Below are 25,267 nucleotides of genomic sequence, written 5' to 3'. Positions count from 1 at the left end.
GGTAGATGGGCTATTTTTGGAGTGCCTAAATCCTGTACTATGAGAAGTATTGTTTGTTTCTTATTAGCGTGTATGCTTTACGGTTGTACCTCCTCTGTTCAGCCGTTGTTTAGAATAATTTCACAAGATAAGATAGGTTATATAGATAGTTCCGGGAAGGAGATCATTGCGCCAAGGTTTATTGCTGCCGGGGATTTTTCGGAAGGATTGGCGGAGGCACGTACTGCTGGTACTTATGGGTATATCAATTCCAGTGGGGAGTTTGTGATTAAGGAGCAATTTGATTTTGCCACGCCGTTTTCGGAAGGGTTGGCAGTGGTGTATAAAGATGGGATACCGTTTTATATTAATAAGAAGGGAGAGCGGATGTTTGGTGGAGAGTATGAAGAGTTATCTCCGTTTAGCCGTGGCCGTGCGCAGGTGGTGACCAGTACAGGCAGAACCGGATTTATTAATAACAAAGGTGAATTGGTGATTGATACTGCTTTTCACATAATCAGATCGTTTATTGGTGGATATGCGGTGGCAATAAAGACTTTTGAGGAGCCTTATACAGATGAGAAAGGGAAAATAGCTTACAGATTGTATCACAAGTTCGGGATTATTGATAGTATAGGGCATTTCCTGGTGCCATTGGGAAAATATAGTAACATTAATAGCCAATCTGAAGGATATTACCGGGTGGAGAAACCGGCAGACACTATTGGTTACGAAACCCGGTCCTGTTACCTGAATCATAAAGGAGAAGAAGTTTTAATGCCTGATTCATTGCGATTTAGGGATTTTGACGGAGATGTGCGTAACGGATTAATAAAAGCATATTTGAAGAATGATAGCACCCATGAACATGGCGTTTTTATAGATATTTCCGGAAAGATCATTTTCCAAAATGCTTTTTCTGCAACTGCAGAATTTTTTTCAAATAATCGAAGCTTTGCAGTTAAAAATGGAATGAGCGTCCTTATTGATGTAACAGGCAGGCAGGTAACAGACCAGGAGTTTGTAGACGAGTGGCGTAATGGTTTTGAGCAGGGGGGCGCGATTGTGAAGTTCAAAGGAAGTAATGGATTAATAGACACCAACGGACATTTTTTAATTCCTCCAAAGTATGATGAGTTATTAGCAGGGGGGGATGGTCTTTATTTTTTTAAGATGGTGCCACATGCGGAATATGGTATTGTGAATAGGCGGGGACAGGTTATTGTGGCTCCCCGGATAGATGATTATTATGGTAAGTTTAATAGGGGGCTATTACTATGTATGGTCAATCATCTTCTAACTTACATTAATCATACAGGTAAAATTATTTGGCAGGAAAAGAAAGCAGAAAAGCAACTATTGTCGGATGTGGATATTGATTACAGACTACCGGGATATTTCAAGGCTTTTTCCGTAGAAGATTTATTCTATAAAAAGAAGTCACTGGGAGGTTATGCAAAGTCTGATAATTATCCCGGCCCGCTAAGCGCCATGAATAATTTCCCGAAGGATAGTTTTGGTATCCGTGTGGCTGCCGCGGGCAAGGATACCTTTGAAGCAAGGTTCAAGGGCCGCCGCGTGGAGGTATTTAATACAACGGCAGATACACTTGAATTTGATGCGCAGGATAGCCGCTTATATGTGAAAACACAGGCCATGACACGGGATGGCCAATGGCGGGATATTGAATACCTGCCGTCCAGCTGGTGCGGAAATAGTTATCATGTACTTTCATTACCTGGTGGTCAATACTGGTCATTTATTGCCCCCGTGTATACCGGCGATATCCCCGTGAAAATGCGGATTGAATTAACGCGGAAAACAGACGACCAGTCCACTGTCATATACAGCCCTGTTTTTGACGGAAAAGTGAACCCGGCGCAGTTCTGGCGTAAACCGGATTTCCATGCCACTAATATTATGGACCCTACGATATATTAACTATATTTGACATGTTAAAAGACTATGATAAAACTTTTCCGTAATTTTAATCGTAAATAACGGAGGACCAATCAATTTAGCCATACCCTAAACCGATCCTTATGGACCAACAGCATTCTATGGACCAGTACTGGCAGCACCTGCGTGATATAGGATTTACGGAAGAAGCTATTGCGTTGTATAAGCAACAGATAGAGCAAGCCAGCGCGCATAATAAAGACTGGAGTGAGCAAATGAATATGTTCGCTGAAAATATAAAGCAGTTTAACCAGATGTTTTCCGGTGATGATGCGGATGTGAATGATGGAGAAGAAGAGCCATTACAGGTGGTGCTGAACCCGGCTACGCGGTTGAATGTGGCGCAGCAGTGGGCCGTTGCCTGTGGGGCGGATATTGCTTTTGTAAACCGTCAGTATTTAAACGATGTGACTACCGGGCTTGATAAGCATAGTTGCCGGGAGCAGCTATCGGAGTGGTGGGATATAGACAGTACCGAAGAGTTACAGGATATGATTGCCTGGTTGCAGGAAAGTGGGCATCGCATTGAATACGATATTATATGGCAGGCCATTAATACAGTATCGATGAAAGAAAGCAAGGCGTTTTTAAGAGACTACATAGCTACTAATGAACTGGAAGAAGCGGTGGTAATGGAGCGTTTGCGGAACACCCGTGACGCGCTGGAGTTATTCCGCGAAAGGAAATTAATCGACAAGGATTTACAGCCGGATATGCTGATCTGGGATTTTGGCCGCATCATCAATTTGAGCCGTGCCGGCTATGATGCGGGATATATCAGCTATGAAAAGGCCCTGGAATATATTATGTGGGGCATACCGCTGATTAAGCGCACCTATAGCTCCTGGAGACATCTTTCTTTGTCTTATCAGTTTGCCCGTTGTGTATGGAATGGCATTGAAATGGCAAGTATTGAAACCTTGCATAATAATATGGAATACCTGCTGGTGGCGCCGGATAGTCCCTGGAAGGTATTATCATTCAGCAACACGGAGCAGTTATCTTAGTGTGCCGTGATCCTGTTTAACTCAATATCTTTCAGGTGTGGCAGGATATGTTTAGGTAGTAAGGGACTGTCGAAGGCCAGATCTACAGAGGCTTTCTGGAAGTCTTTTACTTTTGTTACCCGATGAAATATTTCAAAGAGTGCAATCGGTTCTTCATTAAAACTCACACAGGTACTTACGAAGTTCAGTTCATTAATAGCGGGCCCGTTTTTGGTCAGCTTATCTTCCACATCTTTTATTCGTCCGATGAAATGACGTTGACGGATAAACGTAGTACTGTTCATAATAATAAAGATGTAGTTGGCATAAGAAGTTATTTTGCCATAGTACATATGATTGTCTCTCCCGGTGCGCTCCACGAGGTATTCATCTCCTGATTTATAAATTTCGAGGGAGGAGCGCCAGATTCTTTCTGTTTCTTTTTTCCCTGGTTTCATAGGCAGGTTGCGGTTATAGCAATACCAGTATCCTACGAGGTGATCGAGCAGGGCCTCGTTGGTAGTTGCCAGCGGAATGCCGATTTTCAGTTCGTGGAAGGGGAATGCTTCTGCCGCGTTGTTGATAAAGTCGATGTAGCTGTCGAATCCCAGCACTACTGCTATAATATTAAGTTTGGAGAAATTGGGACTGCTGATGGAAGCCAATGCTGTATTGTTTTTCGCAGCTTTTAATTTGCGGATAATGAGGTGTTCATAAAAGTAGTTGTCGCCAAATAAAGGCGGCGGGCTACTTATTTTCTTTTGGCGTTGTTGTTTTTCAATAGCGGTGTTAAATTCAGTAACAATAAAGCTCCATTCTGTTTTTGAAACATCTTCCCAGCTGAGCTTTTTAAGGTATTGATGCGCCATGTAGTTCATTAGGCGCTCCAGGTTAAGCAATTCTTCCTTACTCATAATAATACGATTATAATACGGAAATAGGTCGCTGTAAGATAGGCAGAATACTTCAGTCTTGTTGCTTTTTCAGATATTTAAATCAACAAAAAAAGCAAACGTATATGATTAAAAACAATGAATTTGTAGCCTTATCGCCGGGCATGCTGCTATGGCAGCAAATTGAAGCTTTCCGGATGGATGACCCTGATGCAGCGATTCCATTTTCCAAAAAGCTGGCCCGGGAAAATAAATGGGATAAAGGGTTTACGCAGAAAGCCATCCAGGAGTACAAGCGATTTATTTACCTCTGTTGTATTTCTCCCACTGGCGCCTCTCCTTCGCCAATTGTAGATAAAGTGTGGCACCAGCACTTGTTGTATACACAAAATTACTGGGAGGAATTTTGTGAGAAAACGCTCCAACGAAAAATCCACCATTACCCTTCTTCCGGTGGAGTAGCAGAAAAACAAAAATACCTGGCCTGGGAGGATGATACCCGGCAACAGTACCGGCAATATTTCGGAGAAGATCCGCCGGCAGACTACTGGCCCTGTAATGCTCCCCCTGTTTTAGTAAAGCGAAGTTCCCTGTTTCGCAAGTATTGGTTAGCCTTTCTCTTCTTCCTCTTTTCTTTCTTTTTATTTCCCGGCTGTAGCCGAGACAGTGCGCCAATGGGGGTGATCATTATGATTGTCTTCTGGGGATTGGTGATTGCCAGGGCCATCAACAGAGATGGGAAGCCTGGTGAAAAATCAGGGTCCGATAGCAGTAGTGGTGGTAGTTGCGGCAGTAGTTGTAGCAGCGGCAGTAGTTGTGGTAGCAGCTGTGGCAGTAGTTGCGGGAGTGGTTGCGGCGGATGTGGTTCCTGAAAATTTAAAATAAGATCATATGAAACGCATTACTTTAAGTCCCCTGGGGGGATATATTTGCACCGTAATTGCCGCTTTTTTACCTTTTTTGTATTTGTATAGTGTTACTGGCCAATGGAATCCATTTGTGATACGGGGGCCTTTGTTTGTTGCTTTTTATGCGTTTTGTGTGGGTGGCAGTGTAGTGGCGCTATTGGTGTCACGTTTCTGCCATACTACTGTTGCGGGCTATGTTCCAATCAGGGGGTTATTTATTTTTATGTTGGGAATAGGCCTTGCAAGACTTTGTCAGGGTATATATCATCATAAGCCGGTGGGCTATCTGGTGGGGATGTTGGTGGCGGAGATATTCCTTTGGCGGTTGGTAGAGCAGGGATATAAAAGAAAGAGATAGACGGGCGTCTATCTCTTCAGGAGTTTAGGAGCTGCAGGGGGATTCTCATAGTGTTTACATAGAATAGAATAACATGAGCAGGCAGATATGTTGTATCCTCGCTCTGATTATTAGTTTTTTTTGGAGTGAACGTTGGACGAAATGTGCTAGGTTTTCTGACCAGATTGGCGTAATATTATTAAATTAGTTTATGTTAAAGTGACAATGGTAACAACAATGGATGAAAGTATAATGACCGCAAGTTGTTGCGCAACTTCATCCTTGTTTTTATGATTTTTCAAATAAAGATCTTCTCGTCACTGTTAGCATCTGGTAACAAATCAAAAGTCAGCATTATCCGGGAGCCTGTTAAACTTATTAGATGAAGTGACTGATAAACGCGATGAAAGTATGGTTGTATCCAACATTGTAAATGGGAGGAGGGGTAGAAGCAGCTGCAAATGTGTAAGTTATAGACTAAAAGTGATATTTGTATAATTAAAATATTTTATATGATAAAGAAATTTCGAATTGATAATGTATTTTTATATTACTTGCCTGCTGCTTAGTGTAAATTTTATATATAAGGGATAAAATGCTAGCTTTTTTCAGAAGTAGAACCAGTGGGAAACCACCTGATGTCAGCAGGAAATTAATGGAATGGTTTTCATTTTTTTTATCTGATAGATACTATACCACAAACATCAGGGTATGGGCGCATGTGATCTTGTGGGTTTTAATGGCGGTGCTCTATAGCTTTATGATGAGTTCCAGCTTCACCGTATCATTTGGGGTGAGTATGGTTTTCATGGTCCGGAACGTGCTAGGCGCTATGTTCTTCTTTTATTTTACTTTTTATCTCATTGTACCTAAGGTATTGTTGAAGGGATATTTTTTCCTGGGATTATTATGTTTTTATGTGCCTTTCGTGTTTTGGTCGATAGACAATTACCTGTTTTCTGTGTATGCGGTGAAATATATGGTGATTGATGATACCTCTCTGCGGGAATTTCTGAAGCGGATAGTGGCGGCGGGCTGGCCGGGGGTATTTTCATTCGGCCATATGATGAAGATTTTTTTACCGGTGTTAATGACTATCGGACCGGTTTTATCACTGAAGCTGGTATTGGACGTGATCCGGGCTTCTACCCGTACCTTGCGGCTGGAAAGGGATAACCTGAATCTGGAGGTGAGTTTTCTGCGTTCCCAGTTAAATCCACATTTCCTGTTTAACACGTTAAATAATATTTATTCTTTGTCGATCAGGAATGACGCGCTGGCATCGGACCTGATCATGCACCTGTCTGAAATGATGCGCTATACCCTGTATGATTCCAATGCAGAGAAGGTCCCGCTGGAGATGGAAGCAGAATTCCTGCAAAACTATGTGGAGCTGGAAAGCGTACGTTATGGTAAAAATGCCAGCATCCGTTTTAGCTGTGATACAGATCAGATGGGAGATCACCTGATTGCGCCATTACTGATGTTCCCGTTTGTAGAAAATGCCTTTAAATATTCACATAGTACTAATTCAGATAAATGCTGGATACATGCCTCTCTGGAGGTGGCAGACAAACAGCTCAGATTTGAAATTTCCAATAGCAAGGGAGAGCAACCAGCCGTTAAAAAAGTACAGGGCGGTATTGGTCTTACCAACACCCGTAAACGGCTTATTTTACTGTACCCAGCTGAGCATACTTTATTTATTGAAAATAATCCCGAATATTACAAAGTTGTCTTGACACTAACGTTGAACTAAAAAATATGGATCAAATAATTACCTGCCTTGTAGTGGATGATGAGCCATTTGCGAGAGACCTGATGGAGACGTACATAGGACGGGTGCCTTATCTGCAACCGGTAGCTTTTTGTGAAAATGCCTTTGATGCCATCAGTGAATTGCAGCGGCAGCCTGTAGATCTGTTGTTTTCAGATATACAGATGCCCAATATCAATGGTATAGAAATGATCCGCTCATTGAGTAATCCCCCATTCGTAATTTTTACTACGGCTTCTAGAGAGCATGCCATCGCAGGTTTTGAGCTGGATGCGGTAGATTACCTTGTCAAGCCAATTTCATTTGAACGATTCCTGAAGGCGGTCAATAAAGCCCGTACTCATATGGGCCAGCGGCAACAGCCAGCGGCCGCAGCGCCGGAGCCGGCAAAACCGAAAGTTACCCCCACTAATCACCTGTTCGTAAAAGATAATAATAAGTTAACCAAGATCCTTTTTGACGATATCTACTACGTGGAAGGGATGAAAGATTATATTAAAATTGTTTGTGGGGATAAGAATATCATCACTTATATGCGGATGAAAGTAATGGAAGACCTATTGCCGGCAGATCAGTTTATGCGAATTCATAAATCCTACATTATACGCCTGCAGGCCATTAAATCCATTATGGGTAATACCGTAGAGGTGATAAACGGACAAACGGTGATCATCTCCAAATCATCCCGGCAGGACCTGAAAAGATTACTTGGCATCGCTAACTATAATGACGACGAAGAATAACAACCCCTGCCGGGTAGCCGGAGCAGTTGGTCGAAAATAAATGTACTTACGTCTAATAAAATATGTGATTTAATATTGATGGACGAGCTTCGGCTATTGATATCAATTGTTAGTTTTTCTTAAACGGAATTTTTATGCAAAAAACAAGCTTGAACTACCGCCCTATGTTGACATTAGAGAAGGAAATTATTTCAAAAGCAGACGTTGCCACCATCCAAAATATGAGTGCATACGATAATTGGGCTCCCAGTCAGGATACTAGTTTGCCTACTATTCCTCCTACACTTGGGTCTACTGTTTTGACAACAAAAACCACATCAATAGGTTAATTGATATGTGTTACTATTCCTAATTGTTTAACCCCTTCTTGAAATGCAATACAGATGTGCCATAGTAGATGACGAGCCGTTGGCATTGGACATACTGGAAAGCTATATCCAAAGAACCTCCTATCTGAAACTCGTAACGAAGGCGTCAGAATTGACGACCATTGATGACCTGATCGCCGAAAGAAAAGTGGATGTTGTTTTTTTGGATGTGAATTTAAGAGGTAATACAAGAGACATTATAGCGCAGTTCCTTAAAAAGGACTGCGTTTTTATTCTTGTAACCGCTTACTCCAGCCAGGAAATAAAATCCCTTTGCTGGAAGGAAAAGCAAGGGTACCTGGGCAAACCAGCCAGTTACAAGAAATTTGTAGAGGAAATGGAACGTGTCATCCCCGGCGTTAAAATTGGTATCACCCAACACCATTAAGTATCTTTTTTATTTATATTTAGACATGCTGACCAGGAAATCACTATTCCCTGGTAAAATGAAGTATGTTTAAAGGATATGTCCATGCTAACTACCTGCGGCTTCTACCTGCTTAGGATGCCGCTATTGTCATGTGAAGAAGCGATTCGCCTGCATCGCAGGAGCCGTAACGAGGAAGCCTCTTTCATTGCCGCAATGAGAGAAATCTATACCAGTGCACTATTACAGGAGGCAGTATTTCTCGCCAGCCCTGCCCTGCATGCAGAGATGATGAAATGGCTGGAACAGCCCGATCAACGGCTCAAAATGCCCCTGGCATTATATCGCTACCTGCTGAGAATGAGCGTACGCTGCACGCCGTATGGACTATTTGCCGGCTGTGCTACCGGACGTATTGTGCCGGAGACTTCCCACTTTTCGCCTGCCGCCGCCAACCGGCATAAGGTAACCCGCCTGGATATGGAGTATTTATCTGACCTGGTGAATGAACTGGTACAGTGGCCGGAACTCCGGGAACAATTGCACTTTTATCCTAATAACAGCCTGTATCCACATGGGGATGCAGCCCGCTATTTTGAATACCAGCAGCGCGATAAGAAACGACATTATTTCCTCAGCGCCTTTACACAGAACGAATATATAACCGCCGTGCTTCGTCACGCGAAGCACGGGGCAAAGATATCCGCACTGGTGGCTACACTGGAGCAATTTGATATCCCAGCGGAAGAAGCCCGGTCGTTTATTGAATTACTGATTGCCAATCAGATCCTGGTAACGGGCCTGACGCCTGCTATCACCCGACCCGATAGCTTGCAGGAACTCATTAATGAACTAACCATCGCAGCCCCCGGATTGGCCTGTTTGCCGGCCTTACAGCGCATTAATGCGTTGTTGCCTTTACAAACCACCGGGGTGTCATATTACCAGGAAATAAAGGCCTTACTGACTGCCAATTTTCCGGATATCCCCGTGAAAGATCCTGTACAGGTAGACCTTTTCTTTGAACCCGCCACGGCGGACCTTTCTGAAAAAGTGACCACTACGGTACTGCAACAGATGGAACGCCTCGCGCCGCTGGGCACACAACGAACACCCGCCGACCTTGAAACATTTATACAACAATTTATCCAGCAATACGATCAGCGGGAAATCCCGCTGCTGCAGGCGTTAGACAGCGAATCCGGCATTGGCTACGGCATTATTGCAGGAGATAAGTCCAGCTACACGCCGTTGATAGATGACCTGGTGATGCCCGCCTCCAAAAAGAATGAACGGCTTCACTGGAATGCACAAACGAAATTTGTGCTGGAACAATTCCTGCTGGCACAGCAACAGCAGCGTACCGTTATCCACATTACAGACAGCGACCTGGATTCGTTAGGCGCCGCCGGTACCCCGGTGTTGTTGCCTCCATTCATGACCTTGATGGGGACGTTGATTGCCACAGATGCCGGAGCACTGGACCGCGGCGATTTTCAACTGCAGCTTAAGTCCTGCAATGGCCCCAATGCCCTGGCATTGATGGGGCGATTTGCTGCCGGCAATGAAACCCTGCAAGCCCACCTGAAAGCTTTTGCCAGAGAGGAGCAGGCATTGGAACAAGACCGGGTGCTGGCAGAGGTGGTACATCTGCCGGAGGGCCGCACCGGAAATATATTACTACGTCCACGCCTATACGACTATGAAATACCTTTTTTAGGTAAGTCGGGTGTAGAGGAGGCATTTCAGTTGCCTGTCAGTGATCTATACGTTTCTGTGCGTAATAACCGGGTGATATTACGTTCTGCCCGGCTGAACAAAGAAGTATTACCAAGGTTGACCAGCGCACATAATTTCCACCGTGGCCTGGCCGCCTATAAATTTTTGTGTGATCTGCAATTGCAGCAATCGTTGTCTATCGATTGGAGCTGGGGGCATCTGAGTACACAACCATTCCTGCCCAGAGTGGTGTATAAACAGGTGATACTGGAAAGAGCAAGGTGGTACATTACACAAGAGGCATTCCAGGGATTATTGAAAATAGCTACACCTGCCGAGGCCATACAACAGCTGAAAGTACAGCATCGGATGCCCGATTGGGTGCTGTTGTCTGAAGGAGATAATGAGTTGTTGATTCACCTGTCCGATGTATTTGCTGTAATGTTGCTGACCGATAAACTGAAGAAAGGAAATGTGCTGTTATACGAGCAGCTGTTTCAGGAAGATTCCCGTTTGCTGGCTAATGAAAGTGGCTTCTTTTGTAATGAAATCATTATACCGTTTCGTAATAAAGCGTATCCCTATCCGGCACAGCGCGCGTCGTTGGTGGATACTACCACTGCTATCCGACGGCATTTTCCGCCGGGAAGCGAATGGTTGTACGCGAAAATTTATTGTGGCGCCAAATGGACCGATAAGCTGTTAATAAAAGCATTGTTACCATTGGTGAATCAGCTGCAGGCTTCGCAGTTAACCGACTATTGGTTTTTTATTCGCTACCAGGACCCGGAGCATCATATCCGTATCCGTTTTCATTTGCCCGATTATCAAAAAAGCAGTCCGGTTATTATTCAACAATTGCAGGACGCGTTGTTATCTTACCTGGACAATGATATTGTGCAAAAGATTCAGTTTGACACGTATACACGTGAGCTGGAGCGGTATGGCGCAACGACCATGGTACTCAGTGAGCAATTCTTTTTCCACGACAGTATTGCGGTAAGTCAGTTGTTGTTATTGATTGGCGCCGCAGAAACCAATGAGCGCTGGTTGTTGGCGCTGAAAGGGGCGGATGATCTGTTGACGGAGTTCGGCTATACGTCCCGCATGAAATGGCAGCTATTCCAGGAATTGCAGCAACAGTTTTTTGAAGAGCACAAAGGGGATGATCAGCTGCAATTTCAACTGAATAACAAATATCGCGCAGCGGCACGGCAAATTGCCAGCGTGTTGGATGATAACGGGCATGATTATACGTTGCCAGCCGGGGCCGCGGAAATACTGCACACCCGGCGGATAGCCATGAGGGCCCTGGCGGACCGGATCAGGGAAGTTGATCCACCAGCAGCAACGGCGTTGATGCCGCATTACCTGCATATGTTTCTTAACCGGATGTTTAGCGCCAGCGCCCGGCTGCAGGAGCTGGTATTGTACCATTACGGGATGAAGTACTATGCGTCGAAAATAGCCAGGGGATGATGCCGGCTGCAAAGATGATCCGTAGCGGCTCCGCCATTTATCCAATATTTACGGATTAACTAAAAACCTTGTTATTTTTACAGCATAAGAGAAAACCCGCTTATTTCATTGAAAACATAATAGCATGAAAATAAAAATAGTTTTGCTGGGATGCTTGTCTGTGATGACCTTATCTGTACAGAGTTATGCACATACCGGCGACAGCACTGTGCTGCATCATCGTATTGTTGCAGACCCGGGCAATGCAGGTTTGAAGCTGCCGGCCGGCTTTAAGGCCCAGGTAGTGGCAGACAATCTGGGAGCTGCCCGTCACATTGCGGTAACCCCACAGGGCGATATCTATGTAAAAATCCAGTCGTCCAAACCCGGTAAAGCCATTGCGGTGATACATAATGGCGCTGCCAAAACTTTTGGCACTTACAAAGGGACGGGTATCGTGATCAAAGGCAACTACCTGTATGCATCTTCGGATGAAGACGTTTATCGTTATAAATTGAACGATAAGCATGAAATCATTAATGAGGAGCAGCCGGAAAGAATAGTGACAGGTTTGATTAATCGCCACCAACACGAGTCTAAATCGTTGGCATTGGATAACGCGGGTAATATTTACGTGAACATCGGTGCTTACTCCAACTCCTGCCAGGTGCAGGATAGGGCCAAGGGTTCCAAAGGAATTGCCGGATGCCCAATACTGGATTCTGCTGGCGGTATCTGGCAGTTTAAAGCGGATAAGTTAAATCAGACTTATGGGGATGGTGTACGGTATGCTACCGGCTTACGTAATGTGGTAGGCCTGGATTGGAATACGGAGTTGAATCAGCTGTTCGTGATGCAACATGGCCGCGATGGTTTGTTTGATATGTTCCCGGAGTATTACAACCTGGAACAAGGGAATGAGTTGCCGGCGGAATGTATGTATGCCCTGAAAAAAGGCGATGATGCGGGATGGCCTTATATTTACTATGATGGCTTCAAGCATCAGAAAATGCTGGCACCTGAATATGGTGGCGATGGGGTTAAAACCGGTGGAGAGAAAGCAATAGATCCGGTAGTAACATTCCCTGCGCATATGGCGCCTAATGGCTTGCTGTTCTATACCGGTCATCAGTTTCCGGAGAAGTATAAAAACGGCGCTTTCGTGGCGCTGCATGGTTCCTGGAATCGTCAGAAGGGACAAAAAGGTTACCTGGTAGCCTTTGTACCTTTTAAAAATGGCAAGCCTTCCGGTCCTTGGGAAGTGTTTGCAGATGACTTTGCCGGTGTGGCCAATATCCAATCACCCGGCCAGGCGAAGCACCGTCCATGTGGATTAGCACAGGGCCCGGATGGTTCCCTGTATGTAACAGATGATGTAAAAGGAACGGTCTATAAAATCAGTTATAGCGGTAAATAACAAGTATGAAAAAAATGATTTTTATGGGTGTTGCACTTTGTGCAACACTTTCTTTTTTATCAGCGCAAACCCCGAAGAAGCCTGGTGGTAACCAATCCGCCAGCAGGGGCAAGAAAGTGTATGAGCAATACTGTTTAACCTGTCACCAGGTAGATGGCAGTGGGGTACCACGCTTAAATCCGCCACTGATAAAAACTTCCTTTGTGCTGGGGAATAAGAATAAGTTGGTGCAGGTGATATTGAAAGGTATGCAGTCGTCTGAACCGATTGATGACGAATATTATTCCAATAACATGCCACCGCATAATTTTCTGAAAGACCAGGAAATAGCAGATGTGTTGACTTATGTACGGAGCAATTTCGGCAACAAAGCCAGTGCAGTAACGGTGGCGGAGGTGCAGAAGGCGAGAGCAGCAAAGTAGGCGGAGAAAGCATATCTGGCAGAACATAATCAGCCGTGTGGCTGTTAACAGCTATAATGCCGGCGGTATGCTGGTTATTGTATATTGTAGATATGAAAGTACTCTGGAATTACCTGAAGCCCCACCGGTGGTTGGTGGTATTATCATTGCTGCTGGCGGGCACCAGCCAGATTCTGATTATGATTGATCCGTTGATATTCGGAAAAATCATTGATGACTACGCCAGTAAAACGGCCACGAAATCACAGCCGGAGTTGGTGAAAGGAGTTTTGTTCTGGTTGGCAGCCGCCGTCGCGGTGGCGTTGCTGGCGCGGCTAGCCAAAGCTTTCCAGGATTATGTGTTGCGGCTGGTAGTGCAGAAATTTGGGATGCAGGTATTCAACGATGGCTTGAAACAAACGCTCCGCCTGAGTTTTGAAGAATATGAAGAACAGCGTAGCGGAGAAACGCTGGCCGTATTACAAAAAGTAAGAACGGATACAGAACGTTTCATCACCGCATTTATCAACATCCTGTTTACATCGATAGTAGGCATGGGATTTTTAATCTGGTATGCCATTACCAAACATTGGGCGTTGATACCGGTATTTGTGGTGGGCATCGTTTTTTTAGGAGGACTCACGGGTTTACTCAGTAAGAAAATGAAAACGGTGCAACGCGCCATTAACCGGGAAACGCTGCAATTGTCTGGTGCTATTACAGAATCGTTACGTAATATAGAACTGGTGAAAAGTCTGGGGTTGACCTTCCCGGAGATCAGGCGTTTAAAAACCTTTACACAGAAAATATACGACCTGGAGATGGAGAAAACCAGGCAGGTGAGAACCTTATCTTTTTTACAGGGCACTACGTTGAATGTGCTGAAACAATCCATCCTGTTTATTTTACTCTGGCTTATTTTCCGCAATATTTTAACAACGGGTGAGTTGATCACCATGCAGTTTATTACCACGGCTATCTTTGTGCCGCTGCAGGATTTGGGGAATATCATTATACAATACCGGGAGGCGGAGGCGTCGTTGAATTTATTTCACCACCTGATGCAGCGGCCGGTGGAAGAGCGTCCGTTGGAGCCGATAGAAATAGGCGCGTTGCAGCAGTTGCGCTTTGAAGACGTGGTTTTCAAACATAAAACGGCTAACTCCAACGCATTGGATGGAATTTCTTTTGCAGTGGAAACGGGTGAAACGATTGCTTTTGTGGGGCCTTCCGGTTCCGGAAAATCTACGCTGGTGAAGCTGTTGGTAGGTTTGTATAAGCCGGTATCTGGCGAAATATATTACAACGATGTGCCTACCGCGGATATCCGGTTTAATGCATTGCGGCGGCAAATAGGGTTTGTCACGCAAGACACGCAGCTGTTTGCCGGAACGATTAAAGACAACCTGTTGTTTGTAAAGTCAGATGCCACGGATGCGGAGATATTGGAAGCGCTGGAGAAGGCCTCCTGTACAGGGTTGCTGGCGAGGTCGGGGAAGGGGATTTATACGAAGCTGGGAGAAGGCGGTGTGAAATTATCCGGCGGGGAAAAGCAGCGTATTTCCATTGCGCGGGCATTGATCCGGCGGCCCCGTTTACTGATTTTTGATGAAGCTACTTCCGCGTTGGATTCTATTACGGAGGAAGCGATTACAGATACGGTGAGGAGTATTTCTGCGCGCCGGGAACAGATTACGGTATTGATTGCGCACCGGTTGTCGACCATTATGCATGCGGATCGGATCATTGTACTGGAAAAAGGTAAGATCGCGGAAACCGGTACGCACGACGAATTGGTAGCACATAAAGGGCTTTACTATGCCATGTGGCGGCAACAGATTGGTGAACGAAGACCAGCTGAGATTACCGCCATAGAAGAGGAGCCGGAAGAAGAGGACGACAGCTGGGAAGAAGCGCCCTATAGTTGATTATTTAGTCTTTTCTGTATGTTGGCAATCCGTTTACCACAGTTCCGGGCCATTGCAATAAGGGCTGCAGTTCCGCCGATGTAAATCAGGGTCATGATGATCATGCCGCCTCTCTCGTTGGTAGGTGCTGATGTAAAGGTGACTATCAGAGAAATCAGGGCGACAATCGCCGCTGGAATACTTGCCAGGATAGCGATGATCCGCACTATCTGCAACGTGAGCCTGGATGATTTTTCTTCCGGTGCTGCGGGTGTTGTTATTACCGGCTGCGGTGCCGGTTGCCTGGCAGCCACCATATTAATAGAGGCATCCGTTTGAAATTTTGATCCGCAATGGGTACAGGTAACGGTCACAATGGGACTATTGCCCGCGAGTAATAGGGCGATTTGATTATCGATGACAGGTGAAATAAATTCAGCACTTCCACAGTTAGGGCATTGCGTTTGGTGGCGCTCCATTCATACATATTTGCAGAAAAAATAATATAATATTTTCTGGTATCAAAATATTTTGTGAGATAGATACCTCCGTGCGCCTGCTGTAGCGGCGTGCAGGCGCTATGTGTTCGTCATCTCCCTATGATAATATTTTCATGATCCGTATTGTTGTTTATTAGTACCTCATGATCCGTTTTTTTAAGGAGCGTGCCATCAGTGTAAAGAGGAAGGTGAGGCCAGCGAAAACTACTGTTGTGCAGATTAGGCCGGTTCTACCATCTGGTTGGGTTTCCATATAGGCGCCAATCAACGCAATAATGGTGACAATGCCCGCAAGGACGGCAGCTATATGTGCTAATGTCTGTATAAACTTTAGCCCCAGATTTGAAGGGCCTGTTGTTGCTGTTGGGGAGGCTTGTACGAAAGATATTTGCACCGGCGCTGGTTCTTTCGCTTTCACCATGTTAACAGATGCTGCGGTCTGGTATTTAGAGCTGCAATGGGTACAGGTAACGGTTACCGTAGGATTGTCGCGGGCGTGTAGCCAGGCCATTTCATCGATGACTGGCAGAATAAATTCTGTGCTTCCACAGTTAGGGCATTTCGCTTGTTGACGTTCCATTTACACATATTTGAGGAAAAAGTAATGTAATATTTTTTGTTATCAAAATATTTTGTGAGATGGATACCTCCGTGCGCCTGCTGTAGCGGCGGATATGGCCCATGCGTTAGGCATCTCCCTATAGTAATATTTTCAAGATCTCATATAGCCTCAAAGGAAAGATTGTCTTTTAAAGTTTATTTAAACTTATAATTTTGTGCTCCGATAAGCGCAACAGCAGGCTATTTAAAAATAAATCCGTGAGTAAAAAGTATTATATTATTGATTTCGACAGCACCTTTACACAGGTGGAAGCACTGGATGAACTGGCGCGCATTTCCCTGCAGGAGCACCCGGAGCGGGAACAGATCTATAAGAAAATCGAGGATCTGACCAATCTGGCGATGGAAGGAAAGTTGTCTTTCCGCGAAAGCCTGGCCGGAAGGGTACAGTTACTGGAAGCCAATAAGGACCATCTGAAGCAGTTGGTGAAGCATTTAAAAAAACAGGTGTCTACTTCTTTTTCAAGAAATAAAGATTTCTTCAAACATCATGCAGATGAGGTACTGATTGTATCCGGTGGTTTTAAAGAGTTCATCACGCCAGTAGTATTGCCGTTCCATATCAAAAAAGAAAACATTTACGCCAACACCTTTGTGTTTAACGAGGAAGGGAAAATAGTGGGATATGATGAAAATAACCCATTATCCAACGAAGGCGGGAAAGTGAAGCTGCTGAAGGAATTGCAGCTGCCCGGAGAAATTCATGGTATCGGTGACGGCTACTCGGACTTTCAGCTGAAAGAATCCGGCATGATCAAGAAATTTTATGCGTTTACGGAAAATATAGAACGTAAATCGGTGACAGAAAAAGCGGATCACATTACGCCCAGTCTGGATGAATTCCTGTATCTGAATAACCTGCCCGCTGCCATTTCTTATCCTAAAAACCGCATCCAATGCTGGGTAGTAGGAGAAGTGCCGGATGCTGCTGTGAAGTACCTGAAGAAAGAAGGCTTTACGGTGAAACACGCCGCTAAACTGGAAGATAAGCAACTGAAAGAAGCAGGTATTATTTTGCTGGGTCATAAGGAAGCTATTGCGCCGGAAAAACTGAGCAAGGCTACCCGTTTGAAAGTGATTGGCTATCTGGGCAACAGCAAGAAATATATTTCGCAGGATACTTGTACAGATATGGGGATTGTTATTTTTGATAACATGAAGAAGGCAGAAGGAGTGGCAAAAAGCATTACCAATTTTATCAACACCGGCGATGCTTTCAAGAGCAGCAATTTCCCGAATATTCAATTGCCTAAAGTAAAGAACGGACATCGTTTTGTGCATATTCACCGCAATGTGCCGGGCATGATGGCGAAAGTAAACCAGGTGTTGGCAGATCAGGAAATAAATATTGTATCGCAGTTTCTGATGACCAATGAGCGCATCGGTTACGTGATTACCGACATCAGCGCGGAGTATGATAAAAAAGTATGGCAGGACCTGAAGGAAATTAAAGATACCATCAGTTTCCGGGTGTTATATTGAGTATATTTGATTAATTATAAAGAGAAAGAGCTGTTTCATTTTGAGGCAGCTCTTTTTTAAACCGGTACAGACATGTTAATAAGGCTTTGTTTATGGTTATTATGTGCCGGCGGATGTTTATCCGCCACAGGGCAAACCTATGAGCGAACAACCCTTGTTACTAAAATGCCCGCCTTGAAAAATGAAGTGGCTGGCGGCTTCACCGTGTTTGTATTTTTATCGCCGGAGTGTCCGTTGTGTAAGAATTATAGTGTGGTGTTGAAGCAATTGAGCCATCAATATGCAGGGCAGGTGCGCTTTGTAGGTATTGTACCAGGCAAGGCCTATTCACCGAAAGATATCCGCCGGTTTCGGAAACATTACGCCATTCCGTTTGCCATACACCGGGACCACGATCGTGCAGTGAGTATTTATCTGGCCGCAACGGTGACGCCGGAAGTATTGCTGATCAATAACGCGGGCACCGCGCTTTACCGGGGCGCTATTGACAACTGGGTAGTGAATCTCGGTAAAAAAAGACCAGCGGCTACGGAACATTATCTGACGGATGCCATTCAACAAAGTTTGCAACAACAGTCGGTCGTAGTGTCTTATGCGCCGCCGGTAGGATGTTTAATCAATGATTTCTAAGGTAGCTCCAGTGGCATTGTTTCATCGCCTGGTTCATAAGGCATGGCCAGCATGACGAGGGTGAGCATTTCATCTGTACTTTTCATATCTCCACTTGAATAAATGGTTTGCGGCGGATTAAACGGGTTGTTAGGATTTTCCGCGGTGTTGTCGTAGGTCCCTTCTACAGTGAGTATAGAGCCGCGTGGTATTTTTACCAGGTGTTTAAAGCGATAGAGTTCCTGCCATTTAAAATCCCAATCGTTGATGTTGACTAAGCGGATGGTATCGCCTTGCGGTGTTACAGCATAAGCGGTGAACTTTTTGCCCAGCAAGTGCATATGTGGCCATACGTATAGCAACGACTGATCCATCGCGGGGGTAGTTACTTTCACGGTGAATGTTTTCACCCGGTTAGGCTGAATATAAAAGTAGGGGTCAATATCTTTTTCGCCTACGCCGCCGGAGCCGATGCTGATCAGATTTATTTTGCGTTTCACGGGTGTTTTGGTGAAGAAGACATTCAGTCCGCTGATATCTTCTTCCGGTTTGCCTTGTGGGGCATAGTGTATCGTTAGCAGGATAGCGCCTTTGCGGGGCATTACCCAGCCCATATCTTTCGGGTAAGACTCATACGACGCGCCGGGAATCCATCCGCCGTAGTAAATCATGTTTTGTTGCAAGGGGCGGTATTGTTCATTTTTGCGGCGGTCGTCTTCTGTGACGTTGACGAAGTCGTCGCCGGCGTTCATATCTATGCCGGGAGGCGCTGCGCATACGGCGTAGTTGGCATGATGTACAAGCTTTTTATTGCCGGAAATAAACTCAATGGCTTCTACATTCATGGAGTCTGCGAGTTCGAAGGGGATGCGGAACACGACAAATCGTTCGAGGTTATCGCCTTTGATAAGAAAGGGTTTGGGCATTTTCAGCACCAGGTCGGGTTGGCGATGGTATTGGGTGCCGGTGGTAAAGATGGGGATCTCATTTTCTTTGGTGGGTTTGCCTTTGGGCGCTTTATCATTTACCCAGGCAGCAATGCGTTGAATATCGGCATCAGAGAGGCGTCTTTCATTGGCAAAAGAAGCGTAGTGGGCGTCGGGTTTCCAGGGTGGCATGTACCGGCTTTCCGTTACTTTTTTGATGAAGTTGGCGCGACGGGCTACGTCTTCATACGTAATGAGCGGGAAGGGACCTGATTCGCCGGGGCGGTGGCAGGGCGTACAGTTGCGATGGATGATGGGAGCGATATCGGCGTAAAAGGTTACCTGCTGTGCGAAGCTGGTGAAAGAGAGCAGGAGGAGGAGTAGTACGGGGACGGTTGTTTTTTTCATATGGTTGTTAAATAAGCAGGTTTGAGCGGGATAGAAAATATCTGCTCAAACCTGCTGTATGAATGGGTATCAGTGACTATTTTTTATCCCACCAGATTCTACCGAACATATCGGTTGGGAAACCGAAGTCAGGATCTTTGCGCATGTCATCGATCGCCTGGGTTCTGTTCGTATAGTTGAGATCACCACCCAGCGGGTAGTTGATCACGTATCTGCGAGGCATATCGAGCGGTTGGCCGTCACCTTTGAGTGCTTCCAGTGCGAGGCTGGTAGTGGTATTAGGCATACCGGTTCTCTTGAGTAATGCCCATGCTTCATTCGGCTGTTTGAAGTAGGTGAGATATTGTTGTATCGCAATTTGCTCCAATGCTTTGGCCGGATTGAAAGCGATGTTGGGTTGTTGTTTGTAGGTGTCTATTTCTGCAGGTTGTACAGCGGAGTAGTCAGACAGCTGAGCGGTCTTGCCCATACGGTCGTACAACAGTATAGAGGCTTCTATTCCTTTATTGTACCAGTCCTGGGCAGACTCGGTGGTCATGCCTCTGGCAGCCAGTTCCGCGCGCATCAGGCAAACATCTGCATAGGTGATGAGCGGGAATGAGGTGAGGCCGTTACCACCATTATATTCTGATTGGAAAAGCCTTTGCTGGATGGGGGAAATAGTATCCAGTGTTAGATCATTGCCCCCGTCTTTGATAACGATGTTGGCAAAGAAGCGTTTTTTGTCATCATCTTTGCTGGCATCCGGGCTGGCGTATTGGCCGTAGTATTGGCGCGGATTCCATACAGCGTTGGCAGCTATTTTATTTTGTTGTTTAGCTGCATTAAAGTTCGCCTGGGTCCAGCTATTCTTCCGGAAAAACAGTCGTAGTCTTGGGTCCTGTGTGTTCCACAGGTAGTCCACCACATTTTTTTCACCAGAGAAACCTGCGTCCGGATAAGGGTTCCAGTTACCGCCTTGTGTAAATCCTGTGCCGCCGATAAATATCCATTCTTCCGCAGGAGCGTTAATGACACCTACATTGTCGGCCAGTACTTCCGCTGCAATGGCTTTCACTTTTTCCGGATCGCGTTTGGTAAGGCGCATGGCTATTTTCAAGCGCAGGGAATTGGCTACTTTGATCCATTTCTGGATAGAAGCCTGGTCGCCCTGGAAGTAGAGATCTGAGGGGCCGAGTAATTCCTGTATAGCAGCAGGCGTGGATTTCAACACCGCAATGGCATCTTTCAGTTCTTTATCAAAAATGGTAAATAACTCCTGTTGTGATTGATAAGCAGGAGTCATCGTTCCACCCTCGCGTGCGCGGAACGCGTCAACATATGCCAGACTGCCGTTAGGATCTGATACATACCAGGCATAATATACTTTCAGGATGTTGGGAATGGCACGTATGTAGGCATATTTTTCTTTCTGTCCGGCTGGCATTAGATCTATTCTCTCCTGTGCATCAATCAGCAGTGGTGCTATGCCGGTATAGAAGGTACTGTAGCGGGCGTTGGTACCGCCGGCAGTAGTAGTAAAGGCAACGCCATTGCCATTTTTACGGACGAATTGTTGCGTCCAGTTGGAGATACAGCGGATGTTATCGTAAAATGCTTCGAAGTTGTTATCGTGCATTCTAACGGTGGCCGTAGCGATTAACGGCTTGGGAGATACGTTTAAAATAAGTTTAGGATCGGTATTATACTCTGCCATTTTTTCCCGCTTGCAGGAAAGTGCAAGCATACCCAGCGCCAGCGTAACTACTGTGTAGGGACGGGTTGTATAAAAGTATTGTTTCATTTTCATACTTAATATTTTAGATCAACTTCAATTAGCCAATTGCTTAGAAACTGGCATTAACAGTAAAGTACATAGTACGTGACAATGGTGTACCGCCACCCAGGAAGGCTGCACCGGAACCGCTGGATATATAATCTTCCGGGTTCACGTTGTCGGGGAGGCTATTGTATAGGTATAGCAGGTTTCTGCCTCCTACTGTTAGTCGCAGACCATTGAATTTTATTTTAGACGCAAAGCGTGTAGGCAAGTCATAGCTCAGCGAAGCATCGCGTAAACTCACCCATGATGATTCATGAGCGGATCTTTCACGGATACCGGCAAACCAGCTGAAGGCATTGTTATAGTAAGCGTATGCGCGTATTGGACGAACGATACCTTTATCATAAGCCTCCTGGTAAGTCATACCACCTACGTTGTGATTCTGACCATCAATACCCAGTCTTACTGATCCATCTGCAAAAACACCATCCGGGATGATACCATCTGTACGGGTAACACCGGCCGCGTCTTTAAATTCAATACCGCCCAGGTCTTTTGTACGGCCAGGTAGCGTATTCTGTAGCATACCTACTTGTGAGCCATAGTTATAACTATTGGAGTACACATAGCCACCAAACTTGGAGTCCAGCATAAAGGAAAGCGAGAAAGCTTTATAATTAAAAGTATTTCTCAGGCTTCCCATGAATTTAGGTACAGAAGATCCGATCACCGCTTCTCTGTCGGTTGCATTAGGATCATCGGTCTGCCGCAGATATACGCCGTTTGCCTTTAACACAGGTTTGCCATTCAGTGCGCTGTTGACAGGTTTACCATTTGCATCTTTAGCCTGGTAACGGGCATAACCATAGGAGGCGACCATTGTGCTGTATTCACCACCACGAATGGCTACCGTACGGATGCCGTCATCTCCCTCCAGCCCGAGTTTATCCACACCCGGAGCAAGATCTACAATTTTGCTACGGTTACGGGTATAGTTAAAATAAACATCCCAGGAGAATGCTTTATTTTTTATTGGAGATCCATATAAAGCCAGCTCAATACCCTGGTTTTGTACGTTACCGCTATTAATCAGGGCGTTGTCTACACCAGATTCGGAAGGTACTTTCAATGGAATAATCTGGTTTTTGGTATTTTGTTTATAATAGGTCAGATCTGCTCCCAGCCTGTTTCTGAAGAACTTCAATTCTGTACCGAATTCCATTTTGTAACTTCTTTCCGGTTTCAGGTGAAGATTACCAAGGGTAGTGGATTGAAAGTTATATCGCTCAATACTATTACCAAAAGCATCATTGTAATTATCATTTGTTACATAGGCGCCGGTATTAGTGGTATATACCGTAGTACCGTTGCCCGCAATAATATAAGACGCTCTTAATTTACCGTAGTTAATGTATTCCGGCAGTTTAAAGGTTTCTGTAAATATCCAGGCCAGATCGGCTCCGGGATAGAAGTACGAGTAGTCTCCGTGACCATCAGGGTAGAGGAGTGTAGAGTTCCAGTCGTTGCGCCCGTAGATATTCAATGTTAACATGTCTCTCCAGGAAATACTACCCTGGAAGAATCCGGATACCATTTGGTATTTGTTAGGAGAGCCTTCTTCTGCATAAGGGTCCTTTACTGAATTTGATAAGCGATATACCATGGGTATTTTAAGGCCATTCCTGGTATAGCCGGTATTGGATTTGCTTTCTGAGTTGTTTAGTTCCGCACCTACCTGCAAAAACAGATCAAACGCATTGATTTGTTTATTGAAATTAAGATTCCCTTTTAAACGTGTTTGCAGTATTCTTTTAAGCGAAGTATAATAATAGCCGGCAGGACCTGAGAATGCAGAATCACGGCCTACATTCATTTTGTCGTAGGAAGTAGAATAAAGGTTTACCCCCGTGCTGCTTTCAAATGTTAACCATGGTGTCAGGTTTATTTTTGAAGTAAGATTACCACGAAAGTTATCTTCAATTTGTCGTTGATTATCTTTATTCAGTGTAAACCATATGCTGGAGTTACCAACAGGATCATTCTTATTAATACCACCATTTACGGAGTCGATATAGTGATTTCTCCAGTAATCGAGATTGTAGTTTCTGGGGATACCAAATGCGAGGTTATAGATCATATTGTTATCACCGCTCGCATAGTTGGGATTGAAGGCATTACTGCGTACATAGGCTACATTCGCATCTAACAGGACCGATTTAGATAAACGATGGGTGGCGCGCAGGTTAAAGCTGTTGCGCTTGAAATCGTTTTTAGGTGTGGTGCCAGCACTGCTGTTGTTAGAATAGGAGAAGCGGAAGGTTGTTATTTCATTACCACCTTCTACTGCCACATTGGAGTTAATAAATTTACCGGTACGATAAAGGCTTAATACATTGAACGGAGAGTTTTTAATGAGCATACTGTTGATATCCTTTACCGTTTCTCCTTTCATTTCAGGGCCATAACCGAAGCCATAAGTGTTTGGATCGATTCCTTTTATGCCATCCGGGCCAGGGGCAATAAAATTATCCGGGGCGGTACCTGATCCAAAACGGTTCTGATAAGCAATGGTAGCATATGGTTTATCGTATGATTCGGTATGATTAACGGATACACCCAGTCCTTTTTTGGAGTAACCTTTCTTGGAGGTAATCAGGATAACGCCATTGGCGGCCCTGTTACCATATAATGCTGTTACCGCACCACCTTTTAGTACAGAGATAGAGGCGATATCATCCGGGTTAAGGTTTTTCAGGATATTACCAAAATCCTGTTCTCCTCCTCTGTTAGGTAATACTACCTGGTCGTCCATCACAATACCATCTACTACAATGAGGGGCGTATTTCTGAACGCGTCCAGGGAGGAACTTCCCCTGATCAGAAAACGTGGAGTGGCCTGTGGGCCGCCGTTACCGGGAGTTACCTGTAACCCGGGTACCAGTCCTTGTAAAGCCGCGATAGGATTCACGGAATTGGCACGGGTAACATCTTCCCCTTTGATTTCAGTGACCGAGTAACCCAAAGAGCGTTTTTTGCGTTCTTCTCCGAAGCCGGTCACCACTACTTCATTCAGTTTAGATTCATCTTCCTGTAATACGATATTCAGGCTATTTTTTCCTCTGGTAATGGTTTCTGAGGGCGTAAATCCCAGTGCACGGAACATCAATACCGCGTCATCTGTTATATTATTTACCGTGAAGTAACCTTCGGGGTTAGAGATGGCGCCGGTGTTTTTCCCTTTTACGCGGATGGTGACACCCGGAATAGGGCGGCCTTTGGCATCTCTGACGCTACCGGAAATAGATTTGGTGGTGGTATCCGCCATCGCCAGCAGATTAGACCTTTCCGGTGTTTTGAGTTTTACCAGGATGTTCTTTTCCATCACCGTATAGTCCAGTGGTTGACCCTGGAACACGGCTGTCAGCGCATCATTCAGGGATGCGTCTTTCATGTTGACATTAACCGGGTTGCCGGCTGCAATGACATTTTTTTTGTAGAGAAAAAGATAACCTGTTTGCTCTTCAATTTTCTTAAAGGCTTGTTGCAGGGAGAGGCGCTGACCAGTTAATGTAACCTTTTGGGAAAAGGCGGTTGCACTCACGTGCAGGGCACCCACCAGCAAAAGTATTACAGACAATTTCACAACCATCCATGTTTTAGAGTGTAAAAATGCGGTGCCGCACTTGTTTTGGCACCAAGCGGTAAAAATCATACATTTGATTTTAGGTAAGGAAATATGT

At 45.1% G+C, this 25,267-nt stretch carries 20 protein-coding genes; 14 read left to right on the top strand and 6 right to left on the bottom strand.

Annotated features, from left to right (window positions below):
• Nucleotides 1-39: 39 nt before the first annotated feature.
• A complete protein-coding gene (locus tag AC1DFM_RS01950) occupies nucleotides 40-1,920 on the top strand; it encodes a WG repeat-containing protein (RefSeq protein WP_477075045.1) in 1,881 nt (626 codons plus the stop codon).
• 101 nt (nucleotides 1,921-2,021) lie between these two features.
• Complete coding sequence (locus AC1DFM_RS01945; protein ID WP_477075044.1) at nucleotides 2,022-2,945, top strand: DUF1266 domain-containing protein; 924 nt, start codon at nucleotides 2,022-2,024, stop codon at nucleotides 2,943-2,945.
• Here AC1DFM_RS01945 and AC1DFM_RS01940 read toward each other — a convergent pair.
• Nucleotides 2,942-3,838 (bottom strand): hypothetical protein, encoded by an 897-nt coding sequence (locus AC1DFM_RS01940; RefSeq protein WP_477075043.1) that lies wholly within the window; start codon nucleotides 3,836-3,838, stop codon nucleotides 2,942-2,944. The genes AC1DFM_RS01945 and AC1DFM_RS01940 overlap by 4 nt on opposite strands.
• 104 nt (nucleotides 3,839-3,942) lie before the next feature.
• Here AC1DFM_RS01940 and AC1DFM_RS01935 point away from each other — a divergent pair, with 104 nt between their 5' ends.
• The 10 genes from AC1DFM_RS01935 to AC1DFM_RS01890 all read left to right on the top strand — a co-directional run bounded on the left by AC1DFM_RS01935 (nucleotide 3,943) and on the right by AC1DFM_RS01890 (nucleotide 15,240).
• Nucleotides 3,943-4,689, top strand: a complete 747-nt coding sequence (locus AC1DFM_RS01935; RefSeq protein WP_477075042.1) for a glycine-rich domain-containing protein — start codon at nucleotides 3,943-3,945, stop codon at nucleotides 4,687-4,689.
• Nucleotides 4,690-4,708: 19 nt separating this feature from the next.
• A complete protein-coding gene (locus AC1DFM_RS01930; protein ID WP_477075041.1) occupies nucleotides 4,709-5,083 on the top strand; it encodes a hypothetical protein in 375 nt (124 codons plus the stop codon).
• A gap of 742 nt (nucleotides 5,084-5,825) precedes the next feature.
• Nucleotides 5,826-6,821: a sensor histidine kinase gene (locus AC1DFM_RS01925; protein WP_477075040.1), complete on the top strand. Its 996-nt coding sequence runs from the start codon at nucleotides 5,826-5,828 to the stop codon at nucleotides 6,819-6,821.
• A gap of 5 nt (nucleotides 6,822-6,826) precedes the next feature.
• Nucleotides 6,827-7,582, top strand: coding sequence for a LytR/AlgR family response regulator transcription factor (locus tag AC1DFM_RS01920; RefSeq protein WP_477075039.1), 756 nt, complete (start codon nucleotides 6,827-6,829; stop codon nucleotides 7,580-7,582).
• A gap of 134 nt (nucleotides 7,583-7,716) precedes the next feature.
• Nucleotides 7,717-7,911 carry a hypothetical protein gene (locus AC1DFM_RS01915; RefSeq protein WP_477075038.1) on the top strand — a complete coding sequence of 65 codons (195 nt, stop codon included), beginning with the start codon at nucleotides 7,717-7,719 and terminating at the stop codon, nucleotides 7,909-7,911.
• Between the two features lie 43 nt (nucleotides 7,912-7,954).
• Complete coding sequence (locus AC1DFM_RS01910) at nucleotides 7,955-8,338, top strand: response regulator (protein WP_477075037.1); 384 nt, start codon at nucleotides 7,955-7,957, stop codon at nucleotides 8,336-8,338.
• Nucleotides 8,339-8,422: 84 nt separating this feature from the next.
• Complete coding sequence (locus tag AC1DFM_RS01905) at nucleotides 8,423-11,515, top strand: lantibiotic dehydratase (protein WP_477075036.1); 3,093 nt, start codon at nucleotides 8,423-8,425, stop codon at nucleotides 11,513-11,515.
• Between the two features lie 124 nt (nucleotides 11,516-11,639).
• The gene (locus AC1DFM_RS01900; protein WP_477075035.1) at nucleotides 11,640-12,911 is read left to right on the top strand and encodes a PQQ-dependent sugar dehydrogenase; all 1,272 of its coding nucleotides are present in this window, start codon (nucleotides 11,640-11,642) and stop codon (nucleotides 12,909-12,911) included.
• A gap of 5 nt (nucleotides 12,912-12,916) precedes the next feature.
• Nucleotides 12,917-13,333: a c-type cytochrome gene (locus AC1DFM_RS01895; RefSeq protein WP_477075034.1), complete on the top strand. Its 417-nt coding sequence runs from the start codon at nucleotides 12,917-12,919 to the stop codon at nucleotides 13,331-13,333.
• Nucleotides 13,334-13,425: 92 nt separating this feature from the next.
• Nucleotides 13,426-15,240, top strand: coding sequence for an ABC transporter ATP-binding protein (locus AC1DFM_RS01890; protein ID WP_477075033.1), 1,815 nt, complete (start codon nucleotides 13,426-13,428; stop codon nucleotides 15,238-15,240).
• Here the strand turns inward: AC1DFM_RS01890 and AC1DFM_RS01885 are convergent.
• Both AC1DFM_RS01885 and AC1DFM_RS01880 read right to left on the bottom strand, forming a co-directional pair.
• Nucleotides 15,231-15,698 carry a hypothetical protein gene (locus tag AC1DFM_RS01885; protein WP_477075032.1) on the bottom strand — a complete coding sequence of 156 codons (468 nt, stop codon included), beginning with the start codon at nucleotides 15,696-15,698 and terminating at the stop codon, nucleotides 15,231-15,233. The genes AC1DFM_RS01890 and AC1DFM_RS01885 overlap by 10 nt on opposite strands.
• Nucleotides 15,699-15,852: 154 nt before the next feature.
• Nucleotides 15,853-16,299, bottom strand: a complete 447-nt coding sequence (locus tag AC1DFM_RS01880; protein WP_477075031.1) for a hypothetical protein — start codon at nucleotides 16,297-16,299, stop codon at nucleotides 15,853-15,855.
• A 239-nt stretch (nucleotides 16,300-16,538) separates the two neighbouring features.
• Here AC1DFM_RS01880 and AC1DFM_RS01875 point away from each other — a divergent pair, with 239 nt between their 5' ends.
• Together AC1DFM_RS01875 and AC1DFM_RS01870 are read left to right on the top strand one after the other, a co-directional pair.
• Complete coding sequence (locus AC1DFM_RS01875) at nucleotides 16,539-17,822, top strand: HAD-IB family phosphatase (protein ID WP_477075030.1); 1,284 nt, start codon at nucleotides 16,539-16,541, stop codon at nucleotides 17,820-17,822.
• Between the two features lie 72 nt (nucleotides 17,823-17,894).
• The gene (locus AC1DFM_RS01870) at nucleotides 17,895-18,452 is read left to right on the top strand and encodes a thioredoxin domain-containing protein (protein WP_477075029.1); all 558 of its coding nucleotides are present in this window, start codon (nucleotides 17,895-17,897) and stop codon (nucleotides 18,450-18,452) included.
• Here AC1DFM_RS01870 and AC1DFM_RS01865 read toward each other — a convergent pair.
• From AC1DFM_RS01865 to AC1DFM_RS01855, 3 genes are all read right to left on the bottom strand, one after another.
• Nucleotides 18,449-19,765 carry a monooxygenase gene (locus AC1DFM_RS01865; RefSeq protein ID WP_477075028.1) on the bottom strand — a complete coding sequence of 439 codons (1,317 nt, stop codon included), beginning with the start codon at nucleotides 19,763-19,765 and terminating at the stop codon, nucleotides 18,449-18,451. The two genes, AC1DFM_RS01870 and AC1DFM_RS01865, sit on opposite strands and share 4 nt — an antisense overlap.
• 76 nt (nucleotides 19,766-19,841) lie before the next feature.
• Nucleotides 19,842-21,554, bottom strand: coding sequence for a SusD/RagB family nutrient-binding outer membrane lipoprotein (locus tag AC1DFM_RS01860; protein WP_477075027.1), 1,713 nt, complete (start codon nucleotides 21,552-21,554; stop codon nucleotides 19,842-19,844).
• Between the two features lie 37 nt (nucleotides 21,555-21,591).
• Nucleotides 21,592-25,170 carry a SusC/RagA family TonB-linked outer membrane protein gene (locus AC1DFM_RS01855; RefSeq protein WP_477075026.1) on the bottom strand — a complete coding sequence of 1,193 codons (3,579 nt, stop codon included), beginning with the start codon at nucleotides 25,168-25,170 and terminating at the stop codon, nucleotides 21,592-21,594.
• Nucleotides 25,171-25,267 lie beyond the last annotated feature (97 nt).

It is taken from the genome of Chitinophaga sp. 05T412 (assembly GCF_056396465.1).
This window is presented reverse-complemented; position numbering and strand designations above follow the sequence as displayed.

Excerpts from the sequence above, each read along its gene's own strand:
- AC1DFM_RS01950 (WP_477075045.1), top strand. The coding sequence starts at position 40 with ATGAGAAGTATTGTTTGTTTCTTATTAGCGTGTATGCTTTACGGTTGT.
- AC1DFM_RS01945 (WP_477075044.1), top strand. The coding sequence starts at position 2,022 with ATGGACCAACAGCATTCTATGGACCAGTACTGGCAGCACCTGCGTGAT.
- AC1DFM_RS01940 (WP_477075043.1), bottom strand. The coding sequence starts at position 3,838 with ATGAGTAAGGAAGAATTGCTTAACCTGGAGCGCCTAATGAACTACATG.
- AC1DFM_RS01935 (WP_477075042.1), top strand. The coding sequence starts at position 3,943 with ATGATTAAAAACAATGAATTTGTAGCCTTATCGCCGGGCATGCTGCTA.
- AC1DFM_RS01930 (WP_477075041.1), top strand. The coding sequence starts at position 4,709 with ATGAAACGCATTACTTTAAGTCCCCTGGGGGGATATATTTGCACCGTA.
- AC1DFM_RS01925 (WP_477075040.1), top strand. The coding sequence starts at position 5,826 with ATGAGTTCCAGCTTCACCGTATCATTTGGGGTGAGTATGGTTTTCATG.
- AC1DFM_RS01920 (WP_477075039.1), top strand. The coding sequence starts at position 6,827 with ATGGATCAAATAATTACCTGCCTTGTAGTGGATGATGAGCCATTTGCG.
- AC1DFM_RS01915 (WP_477075038.1), top strand. The coding sequence starts at position 7,717 with ATGCAAAAAACAAGCTTGAACTACCGCCCTATGTTGACATTAGAGAAG.
- AC1DFM_RS01910 (WP_477075037.1), top strand. The coding sequence starts at position 7,955 with ATGCAATACAGATGTGCCATAGTAGATGACGAGCCGTTGGCATTGGAC.
- AC1DFM_RS01905 (WP_477075036.1), top strand. The coding sequence starts at position 8,423 with ATGCTAACTACCTGCGGCTTCTACCTGCTTAGGATGCCGCTATTGTCA.
- AC1DFM_RS01900 (WP_477075035.1), top strand. The coding sequence starts at position 11,640 with ATGAAAATAAAAATAGTTTTGCTGGGATGCTTGTCTGTGATGACCTTA.
- AC1DFM_RS01895 (WP_477075034.1), top strand. The coding sequence starts at position 12,917 with ATGAAAAAAATGATTTTTATGGGTGTTGCACTTTGTGCAACACTTTCT.
- AC1DFM_RS01890 (WP_477075033.1), top strand. The coding sequence starts at position 13,426 with ATGAAAGTACTCTGGAATTACCTGAAGCCCCACCGGTGGTTGGTGGTA.
- AC1DFM_RS01885 (WP_477075032.1), bottom strand. The coding sequence starts at position 15,698 with ATGGAGCGCCACCAAACGCAATGCCCTAACTGTGGAAGTGCTGAATTT.
- AC1DFM_RS01880 (WP_477075031.1), bottom strand. The coding sequence starts at position 16,299 with ATGGAACGTCAACAAGCGAAATGCCCTAACTGTGGAAGCACAGAATTT.
- AC1DFM_RS01870 (WP_477075029.1), top strand. The coding sequence starts at position 17,895 with ATGTTAATAAGGCTTTGTTTATGGTTATTATGTGCCGGCGGATGTTTA.
- AC1DFM_RS01865 (WP_477075028.1), bottom strand. The coding sequence starts at position 19,765 with ATGAAAAAAACAACCGTCCCCGTACTACTCCTCCTCCTGCTCTCTTTC.
- AC1DFM_RS01860 (WP_477075027.1), bottom strand. The coding sequence starts at position 21,554 with ATGAAAATGAAACAATACTTTTATACAACCCGTCCCTACACAGTAGTT.